The organism is Streptomyces sp. HSW2009 (genome assembly GCF_040240285.1).
Taxonomy (GTDB): Bacteria; Actinomycetota; Actinomycetes; order Streptomycetales; family Streptomycetaceae; genus Streptomyces.
In genome coordinates, this window is the sequence record NZ_JBEHZD010000229.1 from 1 (window position 1) to 11,644 (window position 11,644).

The window sequence follows — 11,644 nt, forward strand, 5'->3', positions numbered from 1 at the left end:
CGCCGCACCTCCCCGCCCCTCCCCGGGGCGGGCCAACGCTCCCAGGCGTCGGGCCACTTGAGGTCACGCTCGGCCCGACGCCTGGGGCTCACCCCGTCGGGGCCGCAATGCCGCAGACCGTATGCGGCCGGGCCGTACGCGAGAGCCGTACGCGGCCGGGCCCCGTACACCGCAGGCCGCACGCGGCCAGCCCCCGTACACCACAAGCCCCATGCAGCCGGGGCCGTACGCGAGAGCCCGTACACGGCCAGCCCCCGTACACCACAGGCCGTACGCGGCCAGAGCCCGTACCCGACAGCTCGTACGCGGCGCCGGCACGCCCAAGCGACCCGCCCGCGCGCCCTCCCGCGGGGCAGGGCCGCAACCCCCGCCGCGCGGCCCCCGCCCCCCCGCCGGGCGGCGGCTACGACCCGAGGATCGTGGTCAGGAACTCCCCCGTCCAGGCGAGGAGTTCGCGGCCGACGACCGGCTTGCCGCCGATCTTGCCGGTGGTCGGGCGGGGCACCAGGACCTGGTGGGCCGTCGGCTTGAGCACCGAGCGCGGGTGCAGCCGCTTCAGCCGCAGCTCCTGCGACTCGCGCAGCTCGACCGGGCCGAAGCGCACCTGGTTGCCCTGCAACGTGATGTCGCTGACCCCGCACGCCCGGGCCAGCAGCCGCAGCCCCGCGACGAGCAGTAGGTTCTCCACCGGCTCGGGCAGCGGCCCGTACCGGTCGGTGAGCTCCTCGCGGACCGCGGTGATGTCCGCCTCGGAGTTGGCCGAGGCGATCGAGCGGTACGCCTGGAGGCGCAGTTGCTCGCCGGGCGCGTAGTCGTGCGGGACATGCGCGTCCACCGGCAGTTCGATCTTCACCTCAAGCGGCGGCTCCTCCTCCACACCGCCCTCCAGGGTCGCCCGGTAGTCGGCGACGGCCTCGCCGACCATCCGTACGTACAGGTCGAAGCCGACGCCCGCGATGTGGCCCGACTGCTCGCCGCCGAGCAGGTTGCCCGCGCCGCGGATCTCCAGGTCCTTCATCGCCACGTACATGCCGGCGCCCATCTCGGTGTGCTGGGCGATGGTCGCGAGCCGCTCGTGCGCGGTCTCGGTCAGCGGCTTCTCCGGCGGATACAGGAAGTACGCGTAGCCGCGCTCGCGACCGCGGCCCACCCGGCCGCGGAGCTGGTGCAACTGGGAGAGACCGAAGTTGTCGCCGCGCTCGACGATCAGGGTGTTGGCGTTGGAGATGTCGATGCCGGACTCGACGATGGTGGTGGAGACCAGCACGTCGAACTTCTTCTCCCAGAAGTCCACCACCACCTGCTCCAGGGCGCTCTCGCCCATCTGCCCGTGCGCGGTGGCGATGCGCGCCTCGGGCACGATCTCGCGCAGCTTGGCGGCGGCCCGGTCGATGGACTCGACCCGGTTGTGGATGTAGAAGACCTGGCCCTCGCGGAGCAGTTCGCGGCGGATGGCGGCGCCGATCTGCTTCTGCTCGTACGGGCCGACGAAGGTCAGCACCGGGTGCCGCTCCTCCGGCGGGGTGGTGATGGTGGACATCTCGCGGATGCCGGTGACGGCCATCTCCAGGGTGCGCGGGATGGGCGTGGCGGACATGGTCAGCACGTCCACGTTGGCCCGCAACTTCTTGAGCTGCTCCTTGTGTTCGACGCCGAACCGCTGCTCCTCGTCGACGATGACCAGGCCGAGGTCCTTGAACTTGGTCTCGGACGAGAACAGCCGGTGCGTGCCGATGACGATGTCGACCGAGCCGTCCCGCAGCCCTTCGAGGACGGCCTTCGCCTCGGTCTCGGTCTGAAACCTGGACAGCGCCTTGACCTTGACCGGGAACTGCCCGTACCGCTCGGTGAAGGTCCCGAAGTGCTGCTGTACGAGGAGCGTCGTCGGGACGAGCACGGCGACCTGCTTGCCGTCCTGCACCGCCTTGAACGCGGCCCGCACCGCGATCTCCGTCTTGCCGTAGCCGACGTCGCCGCAGATCAACCGGTCCATCGGGACCGACTTCTCCATGTCCTCCTTGACCTCGGCGATGGTGGTGAGCTGGTCGGGCGTCTCCGCGTACGGGAACGCGTCCTCCAACTCGCGCTGCCAGGGGGTGTCCGGGCCGAAGGTGTGGCCGGGGGCGGCCATCCGCGCCGAGTACAGCTTGATCAGGTCGGCGGCGATCTCCTTGACCGCCTTCTTGGCCCGCGCCTTGGTCTTGGTCCAGTCGGCGCCGCCGAGCCGGTGCAGGGTGGGCGCCTCGCCGCCCACGTACTTGGTGACCTGCTCCAACTGGTCGGTGGGGACGAAGAGTCGGTCGCCGGGCTGGCCGCGCTTCGCCGGCGCGTACTCCACCAGCAGGTATTCGCGGGTGGCGCCCTGCACGGTGCGCTGCACCATCTCGATGTAGCGGCCCACGCCGTGCTGCTCGTGCACGATGTAGTCGCCGGCCTGGAGGGTGAGCGGGTCGATGGTCTTGCGGCGCCTGGCGGGCATCCGGGCGCCGTCCTTGCCGGCCGCCTTCTGGCCGGTCAGGTCGGTCTCGGTGAGCACCGCGAGCTTCAGGCCCTGGTCGATGAAGCCGCGCTCGATCGCACCGCAGGACACGTGCACCAGCGACGGCGCGATCTCCCCCAGGTCCGGGTCGAGCCGGGCCGCGATGCCCTCGCCGCCCAGCACCTCCACGGTGCGCGAGGCCGGGCCGTGGCCCTCGGTGAGGTAGACCGTGCGCCAGCCGTCCGACAGCCAGCCCTTGGTGTCGGCGAGCGCCCGGGCGATGTCGCCCCGGTACAGCTCGGGGGCGCGCATCCCGAGGGTGAGGGTGTCGCCGCCGACGCCGTCGCCGGCCGCGTCAAACTCCCCGTCACCGGCGGCGAACGGCGAGATGGACCACCACATCATGCCCAGCTCGCGGGCCCGGTCGCGGAGGGCGGCGATGCCCCACTGGGCGGCCGCGCCCAGGGCGATGGGCGCCGCGCCGCCGCCGGCGGACGCCGCCCAGGAGGCGGCCAGGAACTCCTGGCTGGTGGCGACCAGGTCGGCCGCCCGGGTCCGCACCCGCTCCGGGTCGCACACCACGCCCATCGCGCCCGCGGGCAGCACGTCGATCAGCAGCTCCATCTCGTCCACCAGCACCGGGGCCAGCGACTCCATGCCGTCGACGGCGATCCCCTCGGCGATCTTGCCGAGGAGTTCGCCCAGCTCGGGATGGGACTCGGCGAGGGCTGCGGCCCGCTCCCGCACCTCGTCGGTGAGCAGCAGCTCACGGCAGGGCGGCGCCCACAGCCCGTGCTCGGCCACTTCCAGGGACCGCTGGTCGGCCACCTTGAAGTACCGGATCTCCTCGACCTCGTCGCCCCAGAACTCCACCCGCAGCGGGTGCTCCTCGGTGGGCGGGAAGACGTCCAGGATGCCGCCGCGCACGGCGAACTCGCCGCGCTTCTCGACCAGTTCCACCCGGGCGTACGCGGCGGCGGCCCGCCCGGCGACCACGGCCCCCAGATCCGCGCTCTGCCCATTGCGCAGCGCCACCGGAACCAGCTCGCCGAGCCCCTTGACCTGCGGCTGGAGCACCGCGCGGATGGGCGCGACGACCACGCTGACCGGCCCCGCGGTGGGGGCGTCGGCGGCCGGGTGGGTCAGCCGGCGCAGCACGGCGAGCCGCCGCCCGACGGTGTCCGAGCGCGGCGAGAGCCGCTCGTGCGGCAGCGTCTCCCAGGAGGGGTACTCCGCGACGTGGTGCTCGGCGCCCGCGGGCATCAGCGACCGGACGGCGGCGGCCAGGTCCTCGGCCTCCCGCCCGGTCGCGGTGACGGCGAGCACCGGCCGCCCGGCGGAACGGGCGAGCGCGGCCACCGCGAGCGCCCGCGCGGCGGGCGGCCCCACCAGGTCGAGGTGCATCCGGTGACCGTCCGTGGCCGCGCGCACCGCCTCGGCGAGCGCGGGATCGTGGACGACGGCATCGAGCAGACCGTGCAGGCTCATCTAGGGCTTCCCGTCCCGGGGCTGGACAACGCGAACGGCCCGGCGCGGCCTCGGAGAGGGCCAAAGCGGACCCCCCACCCACGGCGGGGAATCCGGCGAAGCCGGGATGTCTTCAGAGTACGACGGGGGTGTGACAACGCTCCACGCGTACCGCTGGGCGCGGGGCCGGGCGAAATGGCTTGGCTCAGGTCACCTACAGAAGGGCGAGCCTTCTGGACGCCCCAGGATCACAGTGGCCAAGCGATGACCTGCACGATATACAGGCGCTCCAGCCGTACCACTGTCAGGTACTGGAACATGCCTCCGGGCAGGATCTCCTCCTGGAGACCTACCGAACGCCCCCGGTGGTTGACACCGTCGAGGTGCAGCGCAGCCGCGGCCCGGACCAGTTCGTCTGCGCGCTCCTCCAATTGGGCGATGAACGCCAGGTCCGGTGTGTCCCCGATGACGTGATGCGCATCCGGGTCGTACTCCCAGCCCCAATCACCCATCGGTCACCCGAGCCCTCGCACCGTCCATGATGGCTCGGATCTCGTTCATGGCCGCGCGCCATGCCACATCGTCGCGGTCCAGTGACTGCACGGCATCTTCAGCCGCATGCAGCCGCCGTGCGATGTCCGGAAACCGCTCGACCTCGATGATCGTCGCCCACTTGAGCTGGTACATGGCGATGGGGCCGAAGCTGTTGGCCCGGGTGGCCATGGTGAAGACGGTGTCACGTTCCGTCGTCATCTCAGGAAGCCGTGTGGGTGCTACGCGCGCCAGCGCGGCCCGGAGCGCCGGGAACGTTCTCTCCGGCCGCGGGATCAGGGCCTCGCCTTCGGGGCACACCGGTTGTGTCGTCATGGGTCCTCCTGTGACTGCTGCGACCCACCGTACGGGGTACCCACCACCTGGCGGGGAGTTCCAGACGCTTCTGGCACCCCCGGCAAGATCGCCCGTAATGCGGAGGCTGGATCATCCGCGTAGAAGCGGAAGGCGCGGGCCTCGGCGCGCCGGCCGAGGGCGCGTACGTACGGGACCGGCTCGGTCAGCTCGACGATCACCGTGGTCAGGCCGGCCACGGCCACGTCGGCCACGCCGTTCTCGTCCGGTGCGGCGAGGGGGCCGTTGGGGTAGGTCCGGTCGAGGCGGACGGCTGCGATGCGATCGGCGGGGATGCGGATGTCCAGCAGAGCGCCGTAGCGCAGGCGCAGCGAGCCGTCGGCTCCCCGCACGTGCGGCCGGACCACGCACGACGCGTGCAGGGCGAGCAGGAAGAAGCAGCCCCAGACGTCGAGGACGAGGGTGACGGCGTGCACCACCGGCCAGGGGATCACGCAGGCGAGGGCGACCGTCTCAACGACGCAGACGAAGAACACGCCGTACAGGGTCGCGGCCTGGGCCGGCGCGTACGCAAGGGCATGGTCGCCGCTGTGGACGCCGTGCGGCCCCCGGCGGGACACCCAGCGCAAGAAGCTGCTGACCAGCGCGATTTCGTGGCCGATCAACCTGCGCGCGGGGGCGGGGACGCCGTCGGCGCACGCGGCCAAGAACGCGGGGCGGCCGTCGAGCCCGCCCCGGCGGTGTCGCCGGTAGTCGAAGAAGAGGAGCGTGGCCGCCCCGGCGGTCAAGGCGATCACGGCGAGTTCCACCGCCAGCCGCGCGGCCGGGGGGACGGGCACACCGCCCACCACGCACCCGAGGAGCGCGAGTTCACCCGCCGCGACCGCGGCGAAGCCCCCACGCACGGCCTGCCTCAGCGCCCTCACCCCGCACGCTCACCGAACAACTCGATGGCGCGGCGTACGGCCGCCGCCTGGGCGGGCGCGAACTCCGCGAAGAAGGCGTCCGCGAAACCGCCCGCCGCAGTCGATCCGCCCTCGCCTCCCGCAGCCGTCATCGCCCGCACCGCCTCGTCCGGGATGCTTTCGACGAGGGCCCGGGCGGTCTCCTCCACCCGTGGGTCGTCCTCGGCCGCCCCGGCCAGCGCGTCCATCCGCGCGTACACCGCGTAGGCGCGCCCCATGGCCTCGGCGTCGGCACTCATCTCCTGCCCCATGGCATGGAGCCAGTCGCGCTCGCGGGCCGGCGCACCGGTCTCCAGCAGGGCGAGCAACTCCCGCTCCTTGGCCGCCATCGCGGGCTCCGGCCCCGGCAACCGCGCTGCGGCACGGGTCATGCCTTCGAAGAGGGAGGCAAGTGCGGGCGAGACGGGCGTCTCGGCGGGCAACTGTCCGTTCTGCCAGGCCTGTTGGAGGAGTGAGCCGAGGCGGTTACGCCGCTTCTGGATCTCCTTCTCCTGGCGGGCCAGGTCCGCATCCAATTCGGCAAGGATCTCGACGAGGTCCTTGCCCGCGTCATCCGCCACGGCGGCCTTCACTTCGTCCAGGCTCAGCCCGAGATCGGTCAGCCGGCGAATACGGGCCAGTTCGACGGCATCCCGCAGCGTGTATTCGCGATAGCCGTTGGACTGCCGAGGAGGCTCGGGCAGCAGTCCGATGCGGTGGTAGTGCCGCACTGCACGGGTGGTGACGCCGACTGCGCCGGCGAGCTCTCCAATTCTCATGGCGCCAGTAGAAACGTTGCCGCTACGACAAGGTCAAGCGGTTGTGGTGGTGGGTGGTCGGTTCTGGTGGGTGGGGGTGCCGGCTGGCGGCCGGCTGCGGACGGGGCCGGGGCGGTGGCCCGCCGGGGGGTTCCCGGTCGCCCGCTTCGCAGCCTGGCCCCCTGCCGTGCGGCGAGGGGGCCAGTCGCCGTCTTCACCTCTTGCGTTTGTCCCGGCCCGGGCCCGGCACGGGCATGCCTTCGACGAGGAGGGCGGGTTCGACGGCGAGGAGGCGGGTGCGGAGGGCGTGGACGAGGGCGACGCGTTCGAGGTTTTCCACCGCTGACCATTCGACGTCGACTTCGTCGCGGGGGAGGTTCGCGAAGGCGTCTTCGGGGGCGCTGCCGCCGTCCAGGATGAAGGCGAGTTCTTCGTCTTGCTCGCCATCGATGGCGGGTTGCTGGTCGACGGCGAGGAGCGCGGGTTCCTTGGGGAGTGTGATGCCGAGTGCGTCGGCGACGCGGCGGGCGGCGTCGGGGATCGATTCCCCCGGCCGCACGATGACCCCTGGCGGGCAGCTCCAGCCATCGCGTACGACCTGGAGTACGCGCGGCCACATGCCCAGCGGCGCGAAGTACTTCGGGTTTTCGACCGGGCAACGGACCAGCAGGAACACCCACACCTCGCGGGGCGGGTTCGCGGGCTTGACCGTGTTCATGGGATGTACGAGCTTCACGCGGCTTCGCCTCCGTGGGTCAGGGATTGCAACCCGGCGCACGCCTGCGGCGCCCGGTCATCGAGGGTCATGAGCCCGTACGCGGCCCGGCCGTCCGACCAGCACCAGCCCTCGACGGTCTCGTACTCCGCGCGAAGGCGGTTGGGGCACAGGACGTCGCTGCGCAGGGCGTCGGGGTCGAACATCGACTCCTGGTACGCGTCGTGGAACTCGATGTCCGTGACGGGTGACCAGGTGCCGTCCTCGCCGACACTGAGGAAGAAGCGCAGCGGGGTACCCATGACGAGGACGCGGTGCGCGCCGTCCATCAAGAACCCCCGGCGGGAGCGGGGTTGGGCTTGGGGTTGGGCGTGGGGTTGGGCTGGTTGCGATGCTTCGGGCAACGGCACGGCGGCCAGGCACCGGTGACCGCCTCGCGGAAGGCGTCGCCGCACGCCTGCTCGCTGTCGATGGAGGTCACGGTGACGACCGCGGCTTCCGGGTCGGGAGGTCCGCTTTCGCCTGGGCGGCGGCGATATACGCGCAACCTCATCAAATGTTCCGCCATGACCCCATCTCCCTTTCCAGCAAAGGCAGTTGATCGTCTCCGTGTTCGAGGCTCGGTGGCCGAAAGGGAACGCACGTTCCTCTCCGTAGCGGTCCGACTACCGAGATGAGTCAGCGTCCCCTAGAGTCAAATCGTCTTCAACTTGCTATTGCTGCTCGGAGATCGAGGCGATTGCGCATGCATCGGAAGGATCTAGATCCTGAGGGATCGCCCAGTGCACGATTCGGACTTCTCGTCCGCAGGATGCGGGATGAAAGGGGTTGGACACAGGACGAACTCGGCGAGCGCGCCGGGTGCTCCGGAACGCACATCTCGGCCGTCGAAACTGGCCGACGGCCCCCCACTCTCCGTTTTGCTCGTGGTCTCGACAAGGCCATGGGAACCGGGGACCTGTTCGAGCGGCACAGCAAGGCGGTACGCCACACGACGCTCATAGAGGGATTTCCCGCCTGCGTCGCGCACGAAGGGCGAGCGGCAGAGATCCGGCTGTTCGAGATCGGCATCATTCCGGGGTTACTCCAGACACCCGCGTACGCCCGCGCCATCGCAGAGGGGCATGTACGCCGCGGCGCCATCACCCCTGAACAGGCCGACGACCGCGTCGCGTTCCTCGATAGGCGGCAGGCGAAAATTCGGCGCCCTAACCCACCCACGGTCATGGTGGTGATGGACGAGAGCTGCATCTATCGCGCCATCGGGAGCAAGGAGGTCATGAGTGAACAGCTTGACCATCTTGCGACGTTCGCCACACTGCCGAACACCATGCTCCAGATCGCTCCGTACAGCATGGGCGAGTTGCGACCCTTCAACCTGCCGGTCACCCTGCTGACGCTCCAAGACCGGAACATGGTTGCGTACGCGGAGTCGCAGGCACAGGGGCATCTGGAGCGAGAAGCGGGCCTCGTGATGGCCACACTCTCGGACTACCATCAGCTACAGGCTGAGTCCCTGTCCCAGGCCGATTCCGTGGCCTTGATCAACCAGTTGCGAAAGGGCGCCCCATGACGACCGAGACCCCCCGCTGGACGAAGTCCTCCTACAGCGACAACGGCGGACAGTGCGTTGAGGTCGCCGCCAACCTTGCCACGCACGGCATCGTCCCCGTCCGCGACAGCAAGGACCCCCAGGGTCCGACCCTCGCGTTCGGCACCACCGCATGGACCGCGTTCGTGGCAGGCGTGAAGGCCGGCGACTTCCACGCCTGACCCCGCCGCCCCGTACGACAGGCCCCCGACCGTGCTCCCATCGGTCGGGGGCTTTGGCGTACTAGCTCAACGCGCGTGTGCTGTAGCAGAGTTGAGTAACCCCAACCAGAAGGGTCGTGCCTCATGACCGATGGATGGACCAAGTCGAGCTACAGCGACAACGGCGGCGACTGCATCGAGTGGGCCCCGGCCCAGGCAGCCACCACCGGCACCGTCCCCGTCCGCGACAGCAAGACCCCGCACGGGCCCACCCTGGCCTTCGGCGCCACCGCCTGGAACACCTTCGTCGCAGGCGTAAAGGCGGGCGACTTCACGTGACGACCGACACTCCCCGCTGGACGAAGTCCTCCTACAGTGACAACGGCGGCGAGTGCGTCGAGGTGGCCGCCAACCTTGCCACGCACGGCACCGTGCCCGTCCGCGACAGCAAGGACCCCCAGGGGCCGGCCCTCGCCTTCGGCACCACCGCATGGACCGCGTTCGTGGCAGGCGTAAAGGCCGGCGACTTCCACGCCTGACCCCGCCGCCCGCACGACAGGCCCCCGACCGCGCTCCCATCGGTCGGGGGCCTTGGCGTACTAGCTCAACGCGCGCGTGCTGTAGCAGAGTTGAGTAACCCCAACCAGAAGGGTCGTGCCTCATGACCGATGGATGGACCAAGTCGAGCTACAGCTCCAACGGCGGCAACTGCATCGAGTGGGCCCCGGCCCAGGCAGCCACCACCGGCACCGTCCCCGTCCGCGACAGCAAGGACCCGAACGGGCCCACCCTCACCTTCGACGCCACCGCCTGGAACACCTTCGCCGCAGGCGTAAAGGCCGGTGACTTCGACGCCTGATCCCGCCGCCGCCCCCGCCCCACCAGGAACCCTCCCCCCTCCCCGCAACGTCCTCCCAGAGAGGACGACGTAGAGAGCGGGGGAACGACGATGTGGTTAGCCGTGGCGTTTCTGCTGGCGAGTTTCTCGGTGTTGGTTCACAGCGTCTACGAGGTCGTGCTCAGGCGGCGGCTCCGGCGGGGCGGGGTGCAGGTGGAGGGGGTGGTGGTGCGGCACCGTGAAGAGGTCAAGGAAGACGGTGTGGTGCGCTTCGCGGTCGTCGGGTTCGTTGATGCGCAGGGGGGTTCGCACGAGTTCGAGCGAGGGTGGTCCGGGGTAAGGGGGCTGCCCGTCGGGGAAAAGGTGCGTGTGCTCTACCTTCCCGACTCGCCGGACCGCGCACGCATCGACATGCCGCCCGTGCGCGGCTTCCTCGGACTCGCGGTGCCCCTCGTGGCCACTGCGGGGTCCACCGCGTTCCTGGGCGTCACAGTGTTTCAGATGGCCTTCTCCGACGGGGGCTGAGCCGCCACCGAGCCCGCCGCCCCGCCTCGCACGCCGCGCCGCCAGACGCGCCGCCCGCCCCGTACGACGCCTCGTACGACGGCCCCGTACACCACCTCGTACGACGGGCCCGTACGCCCAGCCCCCTACCCCTCCCCCGGGAAGCTCGCGAAGTACGCCGCCGCCCCGTCCGCCGCGCCGTGGCCCTGTGACTCCGCGCGGCGCAGGCGTTCGGCCGCCGCCTCGGCCAGGTCCAGGCGGACGCCCGCGCGGGCCGCGGCCTCCGCGATCAGCGTCGCGTCCTTGCGGGCCGCGGAGACCGTGAAGCTCGCGGGGTAGTCGTCGGCCAGGATGAGCGCCGACTTCATGCGGAGGTAGCCGGAGTCCAGCGGGCCGCCCGCCACCGCGTCCAGGAAGGACTGCGGGTCGACGCCGAGGGCCCGGGCCAGGGCCAGGGACTCGCCGGCGCCGTTGATGAGGGTGAGCACCCAGTTGTTGACGACCAGTTTGAGCGCGCTCGCCGCGCCCGTCGCGCCGTCGTCGGCGACCCACAGGACGCGCTGGCCGACGGCCGCGAAGACCCGTTCGGCCTGGGCCCGTACGTCGGCGGGGCCGGCCGCCAGGATCGTCAACGCGCCCTGTTCCGCGGGGAGTTTGGTGCCGAGTACGGGCGCGTCCACGAAGGTCAGGCCGTGTTGCGCGGCATGCTCGGCCAGCGCCCCGACCGCCGTCACGCCCACCGTGCTCGACTGGAGCCACAGCGTGCCCGGCCGCAGCGCCGGGGTCGCCGCGCGGATCGCCTCCAGGGCCGCGTCGCCGTCGTACAGCATCGTCAGGACGACGTCCGCGCCGTCCACGGCCGCCGCCGGCGTGTCCGCCCCGCTCGCGCCGTCCGCCGCCAGCGGCTCCGCCGTGGCGCGGGTGCGGTTCCACACCCGTACGGCGAACCCGCCGGCCGCGAGGAGGTTACGGGCCATCGGCGCGCCCATGGTGCCGGTGCCGAGCACCGCCACCGTGAGCTGCTGTGGCGGGGCCGTCTCGGTCGTGATCGTCTCGGTCATGGGGGCACGGTAGGACTTCGAGCGGGCTCCAGGGCAAGGGGCGCGCGGGGCCTTGGCCGGCGGCCCGCCCGGGGGGGGGGGGCGGGGGGGCCGCTTGACGCGGGGCGGGTGGGCTGTGGCGGCTGTGGGGGCTCGCTCTGCGGTTCCGCTCGGTCCGGGCGAGGCGTAGCCACCCACGCCCGGCCCCGGGGCCCCGCCCCCCCCCGGACCCCCGGCCCCCCCCCCCCCCCCCCGCCCCGGCCCCCGGTCCCCAACCCCCGGCCCCAAAACCCCCCCCCCG

The 11,644-nt window shown here is 71.4% G+C and carries 15 protein-coding genes; 6 read left to right on the forward strand and 9 right to left on the reverse strand.

Annotated features, from left to right (window positions below):
• Positions 1-403: 403 nt before the first annotated feature.
• From mfd to AAHZ94_RS18030, 8 genes are all read right to left on the reverse strand, one after another.
• Positions 404-3,967, reverse strand: coding sequence for a transcription-repair coupling factor (mfd, locus tag AAHZ94_RS17995; protein ID WP_349993977.1), 3,564 nt, complete (start codon positions 3,965-3,967; stop codon positions 404-406).
• Between the two features lie 227 nt (positions 3,968-4,194).
• On the reverse strand, positions 4,195-4,458 hold the full coding sequence (locus AAHZ94_RS18000; protein ID WP_349993978.1) for a hypothetical protein: 264 nt from the start codon (positions 4,456-4,458) through the stop codon (positions 4,195-4,197).
• Positions 4,451-4,813: a hypothetical protein gene (locus AAHZ94_RS18005; RefSeq protein WP_349993979.1), complete on the reverse strand. Its 363-nt coding sequence runs from the start codon at positions 4,811-4,813 to the stop codon at positions 4,451-4,453. Before AAHZ94_RS18005 ends, AAHZ94_RS18000 begins: the two co-directional genes overlap by 8 nt.
• The gene (locus tag AAHZ94_RS18010) at positions 4,810-5,631 is read right to left on the reverse strand and encodes a hypothetical protein (protein WP_349993980.1); all 822 of its coding nucleotides are present in this window, start codon (positions 5,629-5,631) and stop codon (positions 4,810-4,812) included. Before AAHZ94_RS18010 ends, AAHZ94_RS18005 begins: the two co-directional genes overlap by 4 nt.
• A gap of 83 nt (positions 5,632-5,714) precedes the next feature.
• Positions 5,715-6,515 carry a helix-turn-helix domain-containing protein gene (locus AAHZ94_RS18015; protein WP_349993981.1) on the reverse strand — a complete coding sequence of 267 codons (801 nt, stop codon included), beginning with the start codon at positions 6,513-6,515 and terminating at the stop codon, positions 5,715-5,717.
• Positions 6,516-6,708: 193 nt separating this feature from the next.
• Positions 6,709-7,230, reverse strand: a complete 522-nt coding sequence (locus AAHZ94_RS18020) for an NUDIX hydrolase (protein ID WP_349993982.1) — start codon at positions 7,228-7,230, stop codon at positions 6,709-6,711.
• A complete protein-coding gene (locus tag AAHZ94_RS18025) occupies positions 7,227-7,538 on the reverse strand; it encodes a hypothetical protein (RefSeq protein WP_349993983.1) in 312 nt (103 codons plus the stop codon). The genes AAHZ94_RS18020 and AAHZ94_RS18025 overlap by 4 nt, the downstream gene beginning before the upstream one ends.
• A complete protein-coding gene (locus AAHZ94_RS18030; RefSeq protein WP_349993984.1) occupies positions 7,538-7,777 on the reverse strand; it encodes a hypothetical protein in 240 nt (79 codons plus the stop codon). Before AAHZ94_RS18030 ends, AAHZ94_RS18025 begins: the two co-directional genes overlap by 1 nt.
• Positions 7,778-7,954: 177 nt before the next feature.
• Between AAHZ94_RS18030 and AAHZ94_RS18035 the strand changes: the two genes are divergently transcribed.
• The 6 genes from AAHZ94_RS18035 to AAHZ94_RS18060 all read left to right on the forward strand — a co-directional run bounded on the left by AAHZ94_RS18035 (position 7,955) and on the right by AAHZ94_RS18060 (position 10,324).
• Complete coding sequence (locus AAHZ94_RS18035; protein ID WP_349993985.1) at positions 7,955-8,782, forward strand: helix-turn-helix domain-containing protein; 828 nt, start codon at positions 7,955-7,957, stop codon at positions 8,780-8,782.
• Positions 8,779-8,982, forward strand: coding sequence for a DUF397 domain-containing protein (locus AAHZ94_RS18040; RefSeq protein WP_349993986.1), 204 nt, complete (start codon positions 8,779-8,781; stop codon positions 8,980-8,982). Before AAHZ94_RS18035 ends, AAHZ94_RS18040 begins: the two co-directional genes overlap by 4 nt.
• 123 nt (positions 8,983-9,105) lie before the next feature.
• A complete protein-coding gene (locus AAHZ94_RS18045) occupies positions 9,106-9,300 on the forward strand; it encodes a DUF397 domain-containing protein (RefSeq protein ID WP_349993987.1) in 195 nt (64 codons plus the stop codon).
• A complete protein-coding gene (locus AAHZ94_RS18050; protein ID WP_349993988.1) occupies positions 9,297-9,500 on the forward strand; it encodes a DUF397 domain-containing protein in 204 nt (67 codons plus the stop codon). The genes AAHZ94_RS18045 and AAHZ94_RS18050 overlap by 4 nt, the downstream gene beginning before the upstream one ends.
• A gap of 122 nt (positions 9,501-9,622) precedes the next feature.
• Positions 9,623-9,820 carry a DUF397 domain-containing protein gene (locus AAHZ94_RS18055; RefSeq protein WP_349993989.1) on the forward strand — a complete coding sequence of 66 codons (198 nt, stop codon included), beginning with the start codon at positions 9,623-9,625 and terminating at the stop codon, positions 9,818-9,820.
• A 102-nt stretch (positions 9,821-9,922) separates the two neighbouring features.
• Positions 9,923-10,324: a DUF3592 domain-containing protein gene (locus AAHZ94_RS18060; protein ID WP_349993990.1), complete on the forward strand. Its 402-nt coding sequence runs from the start codon at positions 9,923-9,925 to the stop codon at positions 10,322-10,324.
• 125 nt (positions 10,325-10,449) lie between these two features.
• On the opposite strand, the gene AAHZ94_RS18065 is transcribed toward AAHZ94_RS18060, so the two are convergent.
• Positions 10,450-11,364 (reverse strand): NAD(P)-dependent oxidoreductase, encoded by a 915-nt coding sequence (locus tag AAHZ94_RS18065; RefSeq protein ID WP_349993991.1) that lies wholly within the window; start codon positions 11,362-11,364, stop codon positions 10,450-10,452.
• Positions 11,365-11,644 lie beyond the last annotated feature (280 nt).